The sequence below is a fragment of the Thiothrix nivea DSM 5205 genome (assembly GCF_000260135.1).
Taxonomy (GTDB): Bacteria; Pseudomonadota; Gammaproteobacteria; order Thiotrichales; family Thiotrichaceae; genus Thiothrix; species Thiothrix nivea.
The window spans coordinates 3,653,379-3,669,920 of the sequence record NZ_JH651384.1 but is presented as its reverse complement, the minus strand read 5'-3'; the positions used below and the strand labels follow the sequence as shown (position 1 = coordinate 3,669,920).

Here is a 16,542-nt window from a genome sequence, read left to right as displayed (position 1 = left end):
CCACACCCGTTCAATCCGGGCGACGTTGGAAAACGGCCTTGATCGTATCCATATAAAAACCGCGCCCGGCCAGAAATCGTGACTGCCGGGCGCGTTCCTTGTAATCCGCAGGGATAACCCTGCCAAACTTCTTTTCGCGCTGTTCAGCGGCAAGCGCCTGCCAGTCGACATCGGCTTCCGCCAATGCCTGCGCGGCGATGATGTCATCTACGCCGCGATCCCGCAATTCATAGGCAATTCGTTGCGGCCCCCGCCCCCGCGTGACGGATGAACGGACAAACATGCCCGCGTAACGGGTATCGTCCAGATAACCCAGCTCCTGTAAACGCTCCAGCAGCCGGTTCAGGCTATCTGTATCGCATTCGCAGCGTTGGCGCAACTTTTGCGCGAGTTCCCGACGGGAATGCTCGCGCTGTGCCAGCAGGCGCACGGCTGCGGCTTCGCAGTCATGCGCCCCCTCATACATCAGGCGTCGTCGTCACCGGCATCTGCATCTTCTGCGCCGTTACTGGACATATTGATACTCAGTGCTTCGGCACGGATAGCCTGCTCAATTTCGGCAGCGATTTCCGGATGCTCTTTCAAATAGGTACGGGCATTATCCTTGCCTTGGCCGATTTTTTCACCCTTGTAGCTGTACCATGCGCCAGCCTTGCCGACCAGCTCCTGCTTGACGCCGAGATCAATCAGCTCGCCTTCACGGGAAATGCCTTCACCATAGAGGATTTCAAATTCGGCCTGCTTGAACGGCGGTGCCATTTTGTTCTTGACGACTTTGACGCGGGTTTCGGAACCGGTGATTTCGTCGCCTTTTTTGATCGCACCAATACGGCGGATGTCCAGACGCACCGAAGAATAGAACTTCAGCGCATTACCACCGGTGGTAGTTTCCGGGTTGCCGAACATAACGCCGATTTTCATGCGAATCTGGTTGATGAAAATCACCAGCGTGTTGGAACGCTTGATGTTCCCGGTCAGTTTACGCAGCGCTTGTGACATCAGACGGGCTTGCAGACCAACGTGGGAATCACCCATGTCACCCTCGATTTCAGCCTTCGGCGTCAGTGCGGCTACCGAGTCGATGACCACGATATCAACCGCGCCGGAACGCACCAGCATGTCGGCAATTTCCAACGCCTGTTCGCCGGTATCCGGTTGGGAAACCAGCAGGTCGTCGACGTTGACGCCCAGTTTTTGCGCGTAAATCGGGTCGAGCGCGTGTTCCGCGTCGACGAATGCCGCTGTACCCCCCTGCTTCTGGCATTCTGCAATCACTTGCAGGGTCAGCGTGGTCTTGCCGGAAGATTCCGGCCCGTAAATCTCGACCACACGGCCTTTCGGCAGACCGCCAATACCCAACGCGATGTCCAGCGTCAGGGAGCCGGTGGAAATCACGTCCACATCACGGATTGCATTGGTATCACCCATGCGCATGACCGCACCCTTGCCGAACTGACGTTCGATCTGGCCTAAGGCGGCGGCAAGGGCTTTTTTCTTGTTCTCGTCCATGCGGACAACTCCTTTAATTCTGTATTCAGGTGGTGAAAGCGCGATTATTCCATAATGGCTGACACGACGCCAATGGGCCGCGACCAGACAGACGCCACTTCATGCCTTATTTGATGGCGGCAAACAATGCATCACGCCAACGTTGCGCCATCATGTGTTCCCCCGTGGCATTGGGGTGGACGCCATCAAACAGGTACACGTCAGGATCGAAGCCAGTGAACATGTCCACCAACACCACCTTGGGGTCGGCCATGCTGTTGACCATTTTGACTATTTCGGCATTGTACCCGGCAACATCTTCATTGATATAGGGGTTAGTCCAGTACAAACCAAGGCTGGGGATGATTTCAGCAACCAGAATAATGGCGTTGCTGTTTCTGGCTTTCAGTTTCCCGATCACTTGCCGGAGTTCGCTGATAGTCACGAGTTTGTCGTTTTTCCCCTGCAACACATCGTTGGTGCCAAGATGTAGCAGGACAATATCGGGCTTGGCATACTGCGGCAACCACTGACCCATATATTGCAGGACACTATCCGCGTGCCACCCCGAGTGCCCCTCATGATCCTGGTCAAAGCTTTTACCCTTGTAATTGGGGTAAGTACCTGCGTATTGATCTGGTGTATCCATACTCCCCAGGAAATCAAACTTTAACCCATCATCAAGCAACATTGTCCATAAATCATAACGGTAGCCTTTTGCCTTGTATCCTTGCGTAATGGAATCACCAAGCAACAGGATATTCCATGTCTTGCTGGCCGTTGTTGAGGGTGTCGCCGGGGCTGGCGTAGCCGTTGTATTGCTGCCAGTAGCAGTACTGGTGGACGCGGTGGTTGAGCTACTGCTGGAGGTGCTACTGGCGGGCGTCGTGCTTGAACTACTGCTGGAGGTGCTACTGGCGGGCGTCGTGCTTGAGCTACTGCTGGAGGTGCTACTGGCGGGCGTCGTGCTTGAACTACTGCTGGAAGTGCTGCTGGCGGGCGTCGTGCTTGAACTACTGCTGGAAGTGCTGCTGGCGGGCGTCGTGCTTGAACTACTGCTGGAGGTGCTGCTGGCGGGCGTCGTGCTTGAACTACTGCTGGAAGTGCTGCTGGCGGGCGTCGTGGTTGACGCGCTGTCCTGCGTACTATCAACAGGCGGGGCTACCAGACTACTGCTTGGTGTGCTGCTATTAGCTGCCATGCCGCTGGCAGAAGCGTAATCATCGCGCAATACGGTTGAATTTTCAGCACCCTCTTTGCCACAGCCAGAAACAAGCAAAATTAATATTAGCCCTGGCAAATAGTTAATATTTTTTTCACCCATAAAGAAGAAATTTCCTTGATGACACTCATAATGCGCTTAGTGTAGCCAAATTATTTAAAATTCGTTTATTTAAACTGATTAACGTCAGCATTTTTTATCGTGCCTATTGCCATTACCCTACATCAACCTCAACCCTCCCATAAGGAATAACACTTCAAGCAAGGTGCAGGATGATAATAATTATGGCATCTTCCGCTATCCCCCGTTGTTTATGGCTTGTTATTCAAAGGATTCTGCTATGCGGCTAGAGACTCCGCACAAAAAGGCTACTGGCCTGGGGCCGGTAAAAACGGGCTTTCACCACTGGTGGATACAACGGTTGACTGCTGTGGCATTGATCCCTTTGACCTTGTGGGTAGTGTTTTCCGTTGCGTCACTGGCAGGGGAGGACTATGCCAGTGTTGCTGTCTGGTTTACCGAACCCTTGACCAGCGTCTTACTAAGCCTGTTCGTGTTCTTCGCCGCTTATCATGCCAGCCTCGGCTTGCAGGTCGTCCTTGAAGACTATACCCATACCGGGTGGCTGAAAATCACCGCGTTAACCATGGTTAATTTTTCACTCATTTTCCTGGGCGCGTCGAGCATTATCTCCATCTTGAAACTGTTCTTCGGTTAACCGGTAAACCTCACAGTATTTTTTGGTTGTTTAGCGGGAATAGTAAATCCCTGGCGGGGGTTCTTTCACTTCCGGAGGCGGGAACAGCACATCCCATTCCAACACCAATTCAGGAAACAAGGCGGAAGCCTGCGCACCCCGGGTTTCCTCAATCAGCACTGCGCCGTAACGCCCGTCACCACCCAGTTGCCACATCATGACTACCCGGTCGACCGGATGTACCACCCAATATTCACGCACCCCATGGTGTTCATACTGGCGTAATTTACGGATCAAGTCATGGGATGCCGTAGAAGGGGATAGTACCTCAATGATCCAGTCGGGCGCACCCTTGCAGCCTTTGTCGTGGATCTTGTGGCTATCACAAATCACGCTGATGTCAGGCTGCACTACATTATTGATCTGGTCATCCGCCACATCGGCATGAGCGAGACACACATCGAACGGGGCGGGGAAAACTTCACAGGATTTGCCCAGCAGGAAGTTGCCGATTTGACGGACAAGCTCACGGACCACCCGTTGGTGCTGGGTGCTGGGCGCAGACATCATGAACGCCTCACCATCCAGCAATTCATACCGCGCCTCATCAGGCCAACGCAGGTAATCCTGATAGGTGTAACGCTGTTTTGTGTCCAGTTGAGAGGCAAGGGGCATACGCTATTCTCCGCGTCGAATGCTAGCATCAAGCATAGCATAACCGGCGTTCAACTCTGGAAAAAGCGCGTCGCCGTATCCCCGTCTGGCTGCTGTAACCAACGTTTGGTCAGCAGCTTCACCCGCTCCGGGTAGTTCGCCACGATTTCCCGCGCAGCTACCTGTACCGCTGGCAACAGATGCTGATCCCGCAACAAACTGGCGATACGCAGCCGTACATCACCGGTCTGGCGCGTGCCCAGCACTTCACCGGGGCCGCGCAATTCCAGATCAATATCCGCGATCACGAAACCGTCGGTACTGTTGCGCATGGCATCCAGCCGCTTGCGGGCAGTCTTGCCCAATGGGTTCTGGTAGAGCAGCACGCAACTGCTGGCGGTGCTGCCACGCCCTACCCGCCCACGTAGCTGATGCAGTTGTGACAAGCCGAAGCGTTCAGCGTTTTCGATGATCATCAACGAGGCGTTCGGCACATCTACCCCGACTTCAATCACGGTGGTGGCAACCAATAGCTGGATTTCCCCCTGCTTGAACTGGCGCATGATGCTTTCCTTTTCGGAACCGTGCAGGCGGCCATGCACCAACCCGACTTCGACATGCGGCAAGCGTTCACGCAGTAAGGCGGCAGTGTCTTCCGCCGTTTCACATTGCAGGGCTTCGGACTCTTCAATCAGGGTACAAACCCAATAGGCTTGGCGGCCTTCGCAGCAGGCAGCGGCAATGCGTCCGATCACGTCATCGCGACGCTCGTTACTGAGGGCAACTGTGGTAATAGGCGTGCGCCCCGGCGGCAATTCGTCGATCACCGAATAATCCAGGTCGCCGTAAGCGGTCATCGCCAACGTGCGCGGGATAGGCGTCGCCGTCATCACCAACTGGTGCGGGTAATTGTCGCCCTGCTTGCCCTTTTCACGCAGGGACATGCGCTGATGCACACCGAAGCGGTGTTGCTCGTCGATGATGATCAGGCCGAGTTGCAGGAATTCGACCGTGCGCTGGAACAGGGCGTGCGTGCCGACCGCGATATGGCCGATGCCCAGCAGCAGGTTTTCCACCTTGCGGCGGCGCTGGCGCGGGGTCTGGTTGCCGGAAATGAACACGGTTTCCAGCCCCAGCGGTTCCAGCCATCGGGTCAGGTTCTGGTAGTGTTGTTCCGCCAACAATTCGGTGGGAGCCATCAGCGCGACCTGAAAACCGTTGGCGATGGCGTGCAGGGCAGCGGCTACTGCCACCAGTGTCTTACCGGAGCCGACATCACCCTGCACCAGCCGGTTCATGGGGATGCCTTGCTGCAAATCTTGGGTAATTTCGCCGATTACGCGGTTTTGCGCATCAGTGGGGGCAAATGGCAGGGAGCGCAGCAGCTGTTGCCAGTAACGGTTGGTGTCCTGCATGGCGGGCGCTTGTACTTGTTGGAGTTCGTGGCGGGCTTGCTGGACGCCTAGCTGGTGGGCAAGCAGTTCCTCAAAAACCAACCGGGAAGAAACCCTTCCTAACCTCCCCTTATCAGGGGAGGAATCGGACGGTGCCCTGCCTCTTGCTCCCTCCCCTGATAAGGGGAGGGCTGGGGAGGGGGTTCCCCCCTGTGGTTTATGCAATAACGATAGAACTTCGCCCAGCTGGGGAAACCCATGCCGCTCAACCACCCTCTCGGGCAACAAATCCGGCAGCTCGTCCACATGCTCCAACGCAATCTCAATCAGCCGCCGCAAACTGCGCTGCTGCAAACCTTCTGTCGCCGGGTAGGTAGGCGTAAGCGTATTTTCAATCGGTTCAGGATGGGTGGCGCTCAGCAGGCGGTATTCCGGATGCGCCATTTCCAGCTTGAAACCGGCTTGCCGCACCTCACCGAAACAGCGGATCGGCACGCCCTGCCGCAGGCTTTGTTTCTGTGCCGTGGTGAAATGGAAAAAGCGCAGTGTCAGGATGCCAGTGCCATCGCTAATGTGGCACAACATCATGCGTCGGCCACGGAGCACGACTTCAGTGGATTCGATTTCGCCCTCCACCAGCACTTCCTGCCCGACCTTGAGTTCGGCGATGGGGTAGATACGAGTACGATCCTGATAACGCAGCGGCAGATGGAACAGCAGATCTTCAACCCGCATGATACCTAACCGGGCCAGCTTTTCCGCCAGCGCATCGCCGACACCACGCAGGGCGGTAACAGGTTGTTGCAGGAAATCAGGGCTGCTCGCTTCACTCATGCCCAGAGTGTACTAGAAGAAACCCATCAACACCGCCGGAACCGCAATTCCTGCGGATAAGGGAACACATCTTCGTACTGCCCGGCCTTGATTGCATCCTGCTTGCTTTTCCAGTAGCGGAAGTCCAGCAAATCCTTGTGGTGTTTGAGGAAAATCTTGCGGATTTTGGGCGTAGCCAACAGGAAAGTACCGAACTCTTCCGGGAACACATCGTTTGGCTCGACAGAATACCACGGCTCGGAACTGAATTCGTCTTCCGGAAAGCGCGGCGGTGGAATCCGGCGGAAGTTGCACTCCGTCATGTAGGTGATTTCGTCATAGTCGTAGAACACTACCCGCCCCAGTTGCGTGACCCCGAAGTTCTTGTAGAGGAAGTCGCCGGGGAAAATGTTCGCACCCGCCAGTTGCTTGATGGCCGTGCCGTAGTCTTCGATGACCCGCTCCAGGTTTTCCTCATCCGCCGTTTCGATGAAGATATTGAGGGGGATCATGCGCCGTTCCATATAAACATGGCGGAACACGATATTATCAGCGTCATAACTGATGCTGCTGGCGCAGGTTCCCTGCAATTCCTCCAGCAAACTGGCATCAAAACGCTCCAGCGGCAAGGCGACGTTGGAATATTCCAACATGTCGGCCATACGCCCTACCCGGTCATGGCGTTTGACCAGCTGGTACTTTTCTTCCACCTGCTGGCGGGTAAATTCCTTCTGTGGCGCAAATTTGTCCTTGATGATCTTGAACACGTAGGGGTAGGAAGGCAGGGTGAAAACCATCATTACCATCCCACGGATACCGGGCGCGATAACGAATTCATCACCAGAATGTTTCAAATGATGCAGAAAATCACGGTAAAACGCTGATTTACCCTGCTTGTGCAAACCCAGCGCGGAATACAACTCCGATTGGTTGCGGCGCGGCAGCAGCTTCTGCAGGAACGACACCACCGCCGACGGTACCTGGTGTTCCATCATAAAATACGCCTGCGAGTAACTGAACACCACCGACAGCTGCCGCTCCCCCCACACCAGTGCGTCGATATACAGACCGCCTTGCTCATTGTTGAGGATCGGCAGCGCGAAGGCCGTTTCCTCACGCCCATTGATCATGCGCCCGACGATATACGCCGCCTTGTTGCGGAAAAAGGCGTGGCGGATGACGGAAAGCTGGAAGTTCAGCTGTGCCTTGCGGTTGTTGCGCCCCGGATAGTGCTTGACGATGGCGCGGAAAATATTGCATAGGTCGCGTTCCAGATTCTCGAACGGCAGGGTAAAACCCGCATTTTCCAGAATGCTGATGATGGCTTCGCGCAAGCTGCTGCTGCCGGGGTAATAGGCCACGTAACTGGTTTCTTCCGAGTCGATGTATTCGGTCGAGGTCGAGCTACGCATGAAAATGAAGGCATTGGTGTAATACTGGCGCGGAAACTGGCGGCAGAACACCGAGGTATAAAAGGTTTCCGCCAGTTCCGGCTGCTGGTGATCCAGCAACAGGCGCACGTAGCAGTATTTCACCTCCCGCCACAAGGCAGGCTCGATGGCGCGGATTTCATACAAATCACGCACCAACGCGATGGTTTCCTCTACCCGCCGGTCGTACAGCACGATGCGTTCGCGCGACGCCAGTTGCACTGCCCGCCAGTCAGCCGCCTCGAAACGCTGCCGCGCGCCCGCCGTTATGCGTTGGAAAATTTCAAAGTGCCGATTGAAACCTTGCAGGATAGTGGTGGCAATGCCACGCGCAAGGGGATTGATTTGCAGTGTCTGCTCTGCCATGCCCAAACGGATCCCAACATACCCAAGAAAATTACTCAAAATATTACAGGAATGTTTATGTGCACTGCAACAAAAGCATAGTGCTGCGGAGCGGCGTAATCCGCCATGGTTCCGTTACGTGCCTGAATCCGGTAACCTGCCAGTCAAATGGCCATAGGTAACGACTGATGCAATTACGGATACAAATTAACGACACCACACGGGATATTGAAGTACCCCAATTCATGCTGGACGAAGGCGAAGACTTTTTTACCCAAATTGACCGGGATCTGGATCGTGGGTATCAGATGAGCCGGGTATGGGTGGTCAATCCTGATCAGGAACAGCGCTGCCAAATCGTAGCGGATAAAATCCTCACTGCCCTTTCCAACGGCAACCAGAAAAGCGGTACGTTAATGGCGGCCTACATACTCAAGCGGATGCCACATGTACGTGAAGTGCATCTGAATATCGAAGGGGATATGACCGGGCATGAGCTGATTTAATATCTCACGGCTGGGGTTTCGATTTTGAGGCCGTTGGAACGGGACATGATGTAGGCTTCCAGCAGCTTGCTTTCTTCAGCGTCGGGCGCAAACGGCTCGGCGCGCATCAGGGTCAGGCATTGTTTGATGCGTAAATCGAGGTTGGCCATTTCGCCGGTATCCAGACGGTAAGCCGGGAAACCGTTGCCCTGTCCCTGACTGATGCGCTGCCCGCGAATATACTGCCCCGGATACATGTCGTGGCAATGTGCGCAGGACATGTCAATCAAGCCAAAACGGATGTGGTAAAGCTCATCGCCTTTCTTCAGTAGCGACTCCATTTCCCCATCAGTCTGCACGTTAACCGGTTCGCCCCGGGCAAGGTTGCGCACGAATGTTTCCAACGCCAGCAACTCATGATCGTAGTAAGGCACAGGTTCAGTGCTGGCCTGATCCTTCTGGCAGTTGCGGATACGGTCTTCCAGCCGCACGATGCCGCCCTGCTCCTTGTCGTAAATCGGGTAACGGGCCAGACTTTTCACATCCAGCTTTTCACCTGCTTCACCATGACAACTGGCGCAGGATTTACCGGAATCCGGCATCTTGCTGAATAGCTCCCTACCCTGCTCTACAGCCAGCATACCGGGGTTTTCGAAGTCGTCATCCTGCATGGCGCGGGTTTCGTCCTTAACATAGTCGTAGCCGGATTTCACTTCGCCGAGCGCCCAGACCGTACCGGCAAGCAGTAATGTCAAACTGCCCAGCAATAAACGTGATATAGCCAATTGGATCATTTCAGTGTTACCAGATAAGCAATGACATCTTCGACATCCTGCGCGGCCAGAAACGTCCTGCCCACATAGCTCTTGCCGGGGCGGTTAATCAGGCTGGGGTCACGGTAGAAACCGGGCATGATCGAGTTAGGGTTCAAATGGCGTGAGTCCACCACCCGCAGGCGCAACTGCGCTTCCCCCAACCGGTTGGCAATGCCCGATAGCGGCGGCGCAATGGTGCCGTAGGCTTCGACACTTTGGATTGGCAACTCATGGCAAGCCAGGCAGTTCCCTTTCGCGGCATCAGAAACGATTTTTTCACCGCGAGCAGCTTCGCCCTGCAACCCACACAAGGGTTCAGGGATGGCGTAATTGACCATTTCCCATTGGCAGTACGGTTCCGGCGGGGGTGGCACACCTTCGGGTTCAGCCGCCGACGCCGACAAGGAAACAAACAGGAGTAAAAACAGGGTATTTACAATTTTCATGCATCCATTCTAGGTATAGTACCCGGACAAGCCTTGATATAGGTCACAAAGAATTGACATATCGCAATTTCTTGCATTCAGGCGAAAATCACCCATGTCGTGGCGATGTATTTCGCGCCTGATTTGACGATACCGGCGCGGTGCTCATGCGTCCAGAATGGCGGGAACAACACCAACTTACCCTTTTCCGGCTGCACACTGATATTCTGGAACAGGAAATCGGTCGTGCCGCCCGCCTCGACCGGCACATCGTTCAGATACCACAACGCCACCAGCTGGCGCATGGCAAACTGATGACTGCCGCCGTCGATGTGCCAATGATAATACTCACCCGGCTGGTAGCGTTGCAGGTTGTAACCCATATCCTTGAACGGCCCATTGAAATACGGGAAAGCTTCGCGGAATTCACGCAACGCCAGCGCCAGCGAACGGTGCAAGTTATTGTCCACATCTTTCCAGTGTGGCTTGTCATCGCCACTGACGAAGATGTCGGTGGTTTTCTTCACACTTTGGTTGAACCCCGTATCCTGCCCCAGCCGCCCTGCGTACTGGTCTGCGATATTCTGCTCGAAGCGCTCCACCATGTTGTCGCACAGGAAACCAGGAATGGCATCTTTCTTTTCAAAAATGAACGAGTTTGGCACGAGTTCACGGATGCTTTGCAGGGGGGGGCATATATCAGTCATAGTGCTTACCTGTTGTGAAGGGCAGCAGTCAGTATAAGCAAGGGCTAATAGGTTGTACATTCACCCATTAGCCTTGGGTTAGGTATCAATGGTCTTCCGGCACACCCTGCCAGAGCATTTCATAGCCAACTTCATAGGTGTCATCACAGAACTCGGCCAGCTTGGAAAATTTCTCCTTGAACAGTTTGTCGGCATGGGATTTTTCATGCTGCTCGAAAGACTTCCAGAAGGTAACGATCACAATGTCACCCATGTTCTGCTGCACGCGCTTGTTTTTGTGGCTATCATCCGCGCCAACCGAACCCTCTTCAGATACAAAACCGGCATTGCGGTAAACCTGCCCGCCAATGAACCCGCCGTTATCATCGCCATAGTTATTTTTGACCACGTTGCACATTTCGCCCAGCAGCAGCTCGACATCCTCGACCGTAACACCTTCCTTTAGGTCAACGACATTGAACAGCATGGAACAACCGAACGGAATTTCGATGGGATTAAACATATATTATTCTCCTGACTCAGCTTATGGGGATACCTGCAACCAGAGTGCAGGCAGCTCGATAACGCCTTGACCATAGGCAAAGACAGGGGCATCTTCAAGAAACCCTGATGAAACCACCTTCGTTGAACTCAAACAGGAAAAAGACTTTTGGACTCCACCCAGCTACCCGTAGTGGCCATCCTCGACGACCTCAAACAGGCACTGCGCAAGCGCCACGAAGTTGTGCTGGAAGCCCCGCCGGGAGCCGGTAAAACAACGCTCGTTCCTCTGGCATTACTTGAGGAACCGTGGCTTTCCGGCAAGAAAATCCTCATGTTGGAACCCCGCCGCATCGCCGCCAAAAGCGCCGCCCACCGCATGGCCAACCTGCTCGGTGAAAACGCAGGCCAGACCGTCGGCTACCGGATGCGCCTGGAAAACAAAACCAGCCGGAATACCCGTGTCGAAGTCATTACCGAAGGCATCCTCACCCGGATGTTACAGCAAGACCCGTCTCTGGCAGGCATCGGGCTGGTCATTTTCGACGAATTCCACGAACGCAGCCTCGATTCCGACCTCGCCCTCAGCCTGTGCCTGAAAGGGCGCGAACTGTTCCGTGATGAAGCCGACCCACTGAAACTGCTGGTCATGTCCGCCACGCTGGATAGCGCCGCCGTCGCCAGCCTGCTGGATGACGCGCCGGTCGTGCGCAGCGAAGGCCGCACCTACCCGGTCGACATCCTCTACGGACAAGCTGCCAAACCCAACGAACGCATCGTCGAGCGCATGGTCGCCACCCTGCGGCAAGCCATCAGCGACAACCCTGACAGCAGCATCCTCGCTTTCCTGCCCGGTCAGGGCGAAATCCACCGCACCACCGGCGCGCTGGGTGAATGGCTACTGGAACGTAAACGGCGCGACGTACACCTGCGCCCCCTATACGGCAACCTGACGCTGGACGAACAGCAACAGGCTATCGCCCCCTTACCCGCAGGCCAGCGCAAAATCGTACTTGCCACCAACATCGCTGAAACCAGCCTGACCATCGAAGGCGTGGATGTGGTTGTCGACTCCGGCCTGGTGCGCGAAGCCCGTTTCGACCCCGGCACCGGCATGACCGGATTGCATACCACGCGCATTTCCCGTGCCTCCAGTACCCAACGCGCCGGACGCGCAGGCCGCCTCGCCCCCGGCAGGTGTTATCGCCTGTGGACGGAAAGCCAGCAGGAACAACTCGTCGCCCACAACACCCCGGAAATCCTGCGTGCCGACCTCGCCCCGGTTGCCCTGCAACTGTTGCAATGGGGCGTGGACGACCCGGCGGAACTGCGCTGGCTGGATACGCCACCCTCCGGCCCCTGGCAACAGGCGCTGGACTTGCTGGCAACGCTGGGAGCCATCGGACGCAAGGGCCAATCCATCGTACTGACAGCGCACGGGCAAGCCATGTCCGCCCTGCCCGTCCACCCGCGCCTTGCCCACCTGCTGATCTGCGGCACGCAAGCCGGACACCTGCAAGCCGCCGCCAACCTCGCCGCCTTGCTTTCCGACCGCAACCCGTTCGCGCAAGACAACCCCGACATCAGCCATCCGCTGGAAATCCTCGCCGGAACCACCCGTTGCCCCGCCCAGCAACAAGGCTGGCTGCAACGCACCCGCCAGCTTGCCAGGCAGTTTAAAGAAACCCCTCCTAACCTCCCCTTGGCAGGGGAGGAACAAGACGTATCTGCTACTGTTGTGCAAGAACGCCCCTCCCCTGATAAGGGGAGGTTAGGAGGGGTTTCTTCATCCATCAACGGCTACCTGCTGGCCTGCGCCTACCCCGACCGCATAGCCCGCCGCCGACATTCCGGCGGCTACCAGCTTGCCAACGGACGCAGCGCCAACCTGCCCGACAAACACGCCCTCGGCAACCAGCACTGGCTGGCCATTGCCGAAGTCAGCAGCATGGCAGGCAAAAGCAGCGACACTATCCGCTCTGCCGCCGCGCTGGATGAAAAGCTGCTTGCCAGCACCCTGGCCGATCAGCTTCACAACCAAACCGTGGTGGAATGGGATCAGAAAGCAGGCCGTTTCATCGCCGAAGAACAACAGAAAATCGGCGCATTGGTGCTGCAACGCAAGCCCTTGCAAAATATCCCTGCTGACACCAAAAGCACCGCACTGATCAGCTTCATCCGCAAACAGGGTCTAGATTTGCTGTCGTGGCAAAAAGAGCACGAACAATGGTGCGCAAGGATCAACCTGCTGCGCAGCGCGGAACCTGGGCAAGCGTGGCCGGATGTCAGCCGCGAACACTTGTTGGCGACGCTGGAAGACTGGCTCTCCCCTTACTTGAATGAGGTGAACACGCTGGCCGATTTCAAACGGCTGGATTTAACCAACATCCTCAGCACCCTGCTGCCGTGGAATAAACAGCAGCGTCTTGAACAACTGGCTCCCAAACGTCTTGCCGTCCCTTCCGGCTCCTCCATCGTCATCGACTACAGCCAGTCACCACCGGTGCTGGCCGTTAAATTGCAGGAAATGTTTGGTTGCCAGGAAACGCCAACCGTTGCCAACGGCAAGGTTGCCCTGATCGTGCACTTGCTCTCCCCCGCAGGCAGGCCGTTGCAGATCACGCAGGATTTGGCCGGATTCTGGCGCACTTCCTACCATGACGTGAAAAAGGACATGAAAGGCCGTTACCCCAAACACCCGTGGCCGGATGATCCATTACAAGCGGTCGCCACCCGTAAAACCAAGCAGCAGCTTTAAGCGCCCATTTGCTTTTATCCGCCTTGCCTTTATCTGCTACGCTACGCCCATGACAAAAATTTCCGGCAAACAATTCCTGCACCCCCGCTACTGGCCAACCTGGTTCGGGCTGGGTTTGCTCTGGCTGCTGGTGCAACTACCATGGCGCGCGCAAATGTGGCTGGGCAAGCAACTCGGCCTGCTGATGTTCTACCTGCTGCCCAAACGCCGCCAGATTTGCTGCATCAATCTGGAACTGGCCTTCCCCGAACTTTCACTACAGGAACGCTTCCACCTCAACCGCGAACACTTCATTTCCCTCGGGCGCGGCCTGCTGGAAACCGCCCTGAGCTGGTGGGGAAGCGATGAAAGCCTTGCCCGCCAGACCCGCATCGAAGGCATGGAACACTTGCAAACCGCCATGCAACAAGGCGGCGTGGTGCTGCTCAGTGCCCATTTCACCAGCCTGGAACTGGGCGGACGCCTGCTGGCGCAACACATTCCGCTGCACGTCATCTACCGCCCGCACCAAAACCCGCTGATCGAATGGCGCGTCGCCCGTCTGCGTTCCAAACGCTACGGCAAGGCCATTCCGCGTGACAACATCCGCGACATGATCCGCAGCCTGCAACAGGGGCATGTGGTCTGGTATGCGCAAGACCAGAATTTCGGCCACAAGAACAGCGTATTCGCCCCGTTTTTCGGCGTGGAAGCCGCCACCAACACCGCCACCAGCCGCCTGTGCAAGCTGGGCAAGGCGCAAGTCGTGCCGTTCTTCACGGTGCGCACCGCTACCGGTTATCTGCTGCGCTTCCTGCCAGTACTTGAAAATTTCCCCACAGCAGCCATACTGGACGACACAACAAGGATAAACCACATCATCGGGCAACAGGTGCGCGAGTTCCCCGCCCAATATTTGTGGACACACCGCCGCTACAAGGACGACCCCGCCGGTGGCAACCGATACACACTCTACCCCAAGGAAAACCCATGCAAATCGCACAAGACACCGTGGTCACCATGACCTATACCCTCACCAACGACCAGGGTGAAGTTCTGGATCAGGCCGACGCCGCCCAACCATTCGCTTACTTGCACGGTGCCAACGGCATTATTGCCGGGCTGGAAAAACACCTCACCGGCAAACAGGCCGACGACAGCATGAAAGTCACCATCCCGCCTGCGGAAGCCTACGGCGAATACGACGAACGCATGACCCAAAAAGTGCCACGCAGCATGTTCCAGGGCATTCCCGAGGAACAGATTTTCGCCGGAGCAGAATTCCATGCACAAACTGCGGCGGGTAATCAGGTGATCCGCATTTCCGCCGTCGACGCCGACAGCGTTACCATTGACGCCAACCACCCGCTGGCTGGCGTGGCGCTCACTTTCGACCTCACCATACTGGATGTACGCACCGCAACAGCGGAAGAAATCGACCACGGCCACGTCCACGGCGCACACGGCCACCACCATTGACGCATGACACCCAAGGTTTTATAAGACGGTTTTTTATTCATTGAAGGAGGCACTCACTTTATGGCGACCATTACCCTGCAAGGCAACCCTATCGAAACCATCGGCAACCTCCCGGCTGTCGGCAGCGATGCACCTGCCTTCACCCTGACCAAGACCGACCTGTCTGATGTGACAATGGCGGATTTCGCGGGCAAAACCGTGGTTCTGAACATCTACCCCAGCGTTGACACTGGCGTTTGCGCTGCTTCCACCCGCAAGTTCAACGAAATTGCCAGCAGCAACCCCGACGTTACCGTGCTGTGCGTTTCTGCCGACCTGCCATTCGCCCACGGCCGTTTTTGTGGCGCTGAAGGTCTGGAAAATGTGGTGTCCCTGTCCACTTTCCGCAGCACCGATTTCGGCGACAACTATGGCGCCACCATCGCCACCGGCCCACTGGCTGGCCTGATGTCACGCGCCGTCGTCATCGTCAAGGATGGCAAGGTCGCCTATACCGAGCAGGTTCCTGAAATCGTACAGGAACCCAACTACGATGCAGCATTAGCAGCCCTCTGAGCTGACCCATAACGGATAAAAAAAGCCTGCATAATGCAGGCTTTTTTTATAACCAATTAAAATTTAAGCATTTTACGGCAATTCCGTCATCTTTTTGCTACACTCCTGTCAGTATCCATCAAGACTCCATAATAACCCCCGTTTGCGCGCAAAACAGGAAACAAGCATGAAACTGACAGCCCTGATGTTAACGGCCATGATGGCTGGCGCGGGCAGCGCCGCTGTTTTCGCCGCCGATTGCACATCCTCCTTTTACTGCTACGGCAACACCAGCAACTCCATCACACGGGTAGCAACCCGCCCACCACCAATTCCACCACCTAGCCCGCGCGTAGCCCAACAACGCCGACAGCAGCAGCTTGCCCTGCGCGACAATGCCGTCGCTGCCCCGCGCACTGTTGCAAGACCAGCCCCCCAGGCGACGCCGCGAACCACTGCCCGGGCAAACATCACACCCACCCCTGCGCCCCGTACCAACATCCGACCCGCACCACAAGTACGCGCCAACGTCCAACCTGCTCAGACACCTGCACCGCAAGTACGCACCAATGTCCGCATAACACCTGCCCCCCAGCCAAGCACAATGCCCAGTTGTCAGGTGTTGAACGGGCTGGCTGCCAACGCAGAAAGCCAGGCCGTCAGCGCCTCCAAACGCGGAAACCGTAACACTTCCGTGAGGCTGTTCAGGGAAGCCGCCAACCTGCGCAAGCAGGCTTGCCGCTGAAGAAACCCACCCCCAACCCTTCCCTTATCAGGGAAGGAAGCCAAGTGGCACGTTCAACTCCTCCCCTGATAAGGGAAGGTCGGGAGGGGTTT

Annotated in this window: 18 protein-coding genes; 8 read left to right on the top strand and 10 right to left on the bottom strand. The window is 56.1% G+C overall.

The window, feature by feature from the left end:
- Positions 1-10: 10 nt before the first annotated feature.
- The 3 genes from THINI_RS18350 to THINI_RS25800 all read right to left on the bottom strand — a co-directional run bounded on the left by THINI_RS18350 (position 11) and on the right by THINI_RS25800 (position 2,242).
- Positions 11-466, bottom strand: a complete 456-nt coding sequence (locus THINI_RS18350) for a regulatory protein RecX (RefSeq protein ID WP_002710024.1) — start codon at positions 464-466, stop codon at positions 11-13.
- A complete protein-coding gene (gene recA / locus THINI_RS18345) occupies positions 466-1,509 on the bottom strand; it encodes a recombinase RecA (RefSeq protein WP_002710023.1) in 1,044 nt (347 codons plus the stop codon). Before recA ends, THINI_RS18350 begins: the two co-directional genes overlap by 1 nt.
- Positions 1,510-1,615: 106 nt before the next feature.
- Entirely contained in the window at positions 1,616-2,242 is a 627-nt protein-coding gene (locus THINI_RS25800; RefSeq protein ID WP_050988086.1) for an SGNH/GDSL hydrolase family protein, read from the bottom strand.
- Positions 2,243-2,258: 16 nt separating this feature from the next.
- On the opposite strand from THINI_RS25800, the gene THINI_RS25795 reads away from it, so the two are divergent.
- Together THINI_RS25795 and sdhD are read left to right on the top strand one after the other, a co-directional pair.
- Positions 2,259-2,708 (top strand): hypothetical protein, encoded by a 450-nt coding sequence (locus THINI_RS25795; RefSeq protein ID WP_002710021.1) that lies wholly within the window; start codon positions 2,259-2,261, stop codon positions 2,706-2,708.
- Positions 2,709-3,050: 342 nt separating this feature from the next.
- Positions 3,051-3,428, top strand: a complete 378-nt coding sequence (gene sdhD, locus THINI_RS18330; RefSeq protein WP_002710020.1) for a succinate dehydrogenase, hydrophobic membrane anchor protein — start codon at positions 3,051-3,053, stop codon at positions 3,426-3,428.
- 30 nt (positions 3,429-3,458) lie between these two features.
- Here sdhD and THINI_RS18325 read toward each other — a convergent pair whose 3' ends face one another.
- From THINI_RS18325 to aceK, 3 genes are read right to left on the bottom strand one after another with little or no spacing between them, the layout of a single operon-like run.
- Positions 3,459-4,082, bottom strand: a complete 624-nt coding sequence (locus THINI_RS18325; RefSeq protein ID WP_002710019.1) for a Uma2 family endonuclease — start codon at positions 4,080-4,082, stop codon at positions 3,459-3,461.
- 50 nt (positions 4,083-4,132) lie between these two features.
- Positions 4,133-6,289 (bottom strand): ATP-dependent DNA helicase RecG, encoded by a 2,157-nt coding sequence (recG, locus tag THINI_RS18320; protein WP_002710018.1) that lies wholly within the window; start codon positions 6,287-6,289, stop codon positions 4,133-4,135.
- Between the two features lie 26 nt (positions 6,290-6,315).
- Complete coding sequence (gene aceK, locus THINI_RS18315) at positions 6,316-8,064, bottom strand: bifunctional isocitrate dehydrogenase kinase/phosphatase (RefSeq protein WP_002710017.1); 1,749 nt, start codon at positions 8,062-8,064, stop codon at positions 6,316-6,318.
- A gap of 167 nt (positions 8,065-8,231) precedes the next feature.
- Here aceK and THINI_RS18310 point away from each other — a divergent pair, with 167 nt between their 5' ends.
- A complete protein-coding gene (locus THINI_RS18310; RefSeq protein WP_002710016.1) occupies positions 8,232-8,549 on the top strand; it encodes a hypothetical protein in 318 nt (105 codons plus the stop codon).
- On the opposite strand, the gene soxA is transcribed toward THINI_RS18310, so the two are convergent.
- The 4 genes from soxA to THINI_RS18290 all read right to left on the bottom strand — a co-directional run bounded on the left by soxA (position 8,546) and on the right by THINI_RS18290 (position 10,977).
- Complete coding sequence (gene soxA / locus THINI_RS18305) at positions 8,546-9,322, bottom strand: sulfur oxidation c-type cytochrome SoxA (RefSeq protein ID WP_002710015.1); 777 nt, start codon at positions 9,320-9,322, stop codon at positions 8,546-8,548. The genes THINI_RS18310 and soxA overlap by 4 nt on opposite strands.
- On the bottom strand, positions 9,319-9,789 hold the full coding sequence (gene soxX, locus THINI_RS18300; protein WP_002710014.1) for a sulfur oxidation c-type cytochrome SoxX: 471 nt from the start codon (positions 9,787-9,789) through the stop codon (positions 9,319-9,321). The genes soxA and soxX overlap by 4 nt, the downstream gene beginning before the upstream one ends.
- A 77-nt stretch (positions 9,790-9,866) precedes the next feature.
- The gene (locus THINI_RS18295) at positions 9,867-10,475 is read right to left on the bottom strand and encodes a 2OG-Fe(II) oxygenase family protein (RefSeq protein ID WP_002710013.1); all 609 of its coding nucleotides are present in this window, start codon (positions 10,473-10,475) and stop codon (positions 9,867-9,869) included.
- Between the two features lie 85 nt (positions 10,476-10,560).
- Positions 10,561-10,977 (bottom strand): hypothetical protein, encoded by a 417-nt coding sequence (locus THINI_RS18290; RefSeq protein ID WP_002710012.1) that lies wholly within the window; start codon positions 10,975-10,977, stop codon positions 10,561-10,563.
- A gap of 147 nt (positions 10,978-11,124) precedes the next feature.
- Here THINI_RS18290 and hrpB point away from each other — a divergent pair, with 147 nt between their 5' ends.
- The 5 genes from hrpB to THINI_RS18265 all read left to right on the top strand — a co-directional run bounded on the left by hrpB (position 11,125) and on the right by THINI_RS18265 (position 16,450).
- Entirely contained in the window at positions 11,125-13,713 is a 2,589-nt protein-coding gene (gene hrpB / locus THINI_RS18285; protein ID WP_002710011.1) for an ATP-dependent helicase HrpB, read from the top strand.
- 49 nt (positions 13,714-13,762) lie between these two features.
- On the top strand, positions 13,763-14,716 hold the full coding sequence (lpxL, locus tag THINI_RS18280; RefSeq protein WP_002710010.1) for an LpxL/LpxP family Kdo(2)-lipid IV(A) lauroyl/palmitoleoyl acyltransferase: 954 nt from the start codon (positions 13,763-13,765) through the stop codon (positions 14,714-14,716).
- Positions 14,683-15,171, top strand: coding sequence for an FKBP-type peptidyl-prolyl cis-trans isomerase (locus THINI_RS18275; RefSeq protein WP_002710009.1), 489 nt, complete (start codon positions 14,683-14,685; stop codon positions 15,169-15,171). Before lpxL ends, THINI_RS18275 begins: the two co-directional genes overlap by 34 nt.
- Positions 15,172-15,231: 60 nt before the next feature.
- A complete protein-coding gene (gene tpx, locus THINI_RS18270; protein ID WP_002710008.1) occupies positions 15,232-15,726 on the top strand; it encodes a thiol peroxidase in 495 nt (164 codons plus the stop codon).
- 166 nt (positions 15,727-15,892) lie between these two features.
- Entirely contained in the window at positions 15,893-16,450 is a 558-nt protein-coding gene (locus tag THINI_RS18265; protein ID WP_002710007.1) for a hypothetical protein, read from the top strand.
- The last annotated feature ends 92 nt before the right edge of the window (positions 16,451-16,542 follow it).

Coding starts and splice junctions, on each gene's coding strand:
- THINI_RS18350 (WP_002710024.1), bottom strand. CDS start 466: ATGTATGAGGGGGCGCATGACTGCGAAGCCGCAGCCGTGCGCCTGCTG.
- recA (WP_002710023.1), bottom strand. CDS start 1,509: ATGGACGAGAACAAGAAAAAAGCCCTTGCCGCCGCCTTAGGCCAGATC.
- sdhD (WP_002710020.1), top strand. CDS start 3,051: ATGCGGCTAGAGACTCCGCACAAAAAGGCTACTGGCCTGGGGCCGGTA.
- THINI_RS18325 (WP_002710019.1), bottom strand. CDS start 4,082: ATGCCCCTTGCCTCTCAACTGGACACAAAACAGCGTTACACCTATCAG.
- recG (WP_002710018.1), bottom strand. CDS start 6,289: ATGAGTGAAGCGAGCAGCCCTGATTTCCTGCAACAACCTGTTACCGCC.
- aceK (WP_002710017.1), bottom strand. CDS start 8,064: ATGGCAGAGCAGACACTGCAAATCAATCCCCTTGCGCGTGGCATTGCC.
- THINI_RS18310 (WP_002710016.1), top strand. CDS start 8,232: ATGCAATTACGGATACAAATTAACGACACCACACGGGATATTGAAGTA.
- soxA (WP_002710015.1), bottom strand. CDS start 9,322: ATGATCCAATTGGCTATATCACGTTTATTGCTGGGCAGTTTGACATTA.
- soxX (WP_002710014.1), bottom strand. CDS start 9,789: ATGAAAATTGTAAATACCCTGTTTTTACTCCTGTTTGTTTCCTTGTCG.
- THINI_RS18295 (WP_002710013.1), bottom strand. CDS start 10,475: ATGACTGATATATGCCCCCCCCTGCAAAGCATCCGTGAACTCGTGCCA.
- THINI_RS18290 (WP_002710012.1), bottom strand. CDS start 10,977: ATGTTTAATCCCATCGAAATTCCGTTCGGTTGTTCCATGCTGTTCAAT.
- lpxL (WP_002710010.1), top strand. CDS start 13,763: ATGACAAAAATTTCCGGCAAACAATTCCTGCACCCCCGCTACTGGCCA.
- THINI_RS18275 (WP_002710009.1), top strand. CDS start 14,683: ATGCAAATCGCACAAGACACCGTGGTCACCATGACCTATACCCTCACC.
- tpx (WP_002710008.1), top strand. CDS start 15,232: ATGGCGACCATTACCCTGCAAGGCAACCCTATCGAAACCATCGGCAAC.
- THINI_RS18265 (WP_002710007.1), top strand. CDS start 15,893: ATGAAACTGACAGCCCTGATGTTAACGGCCATGATGGCTGGCGCGGGC.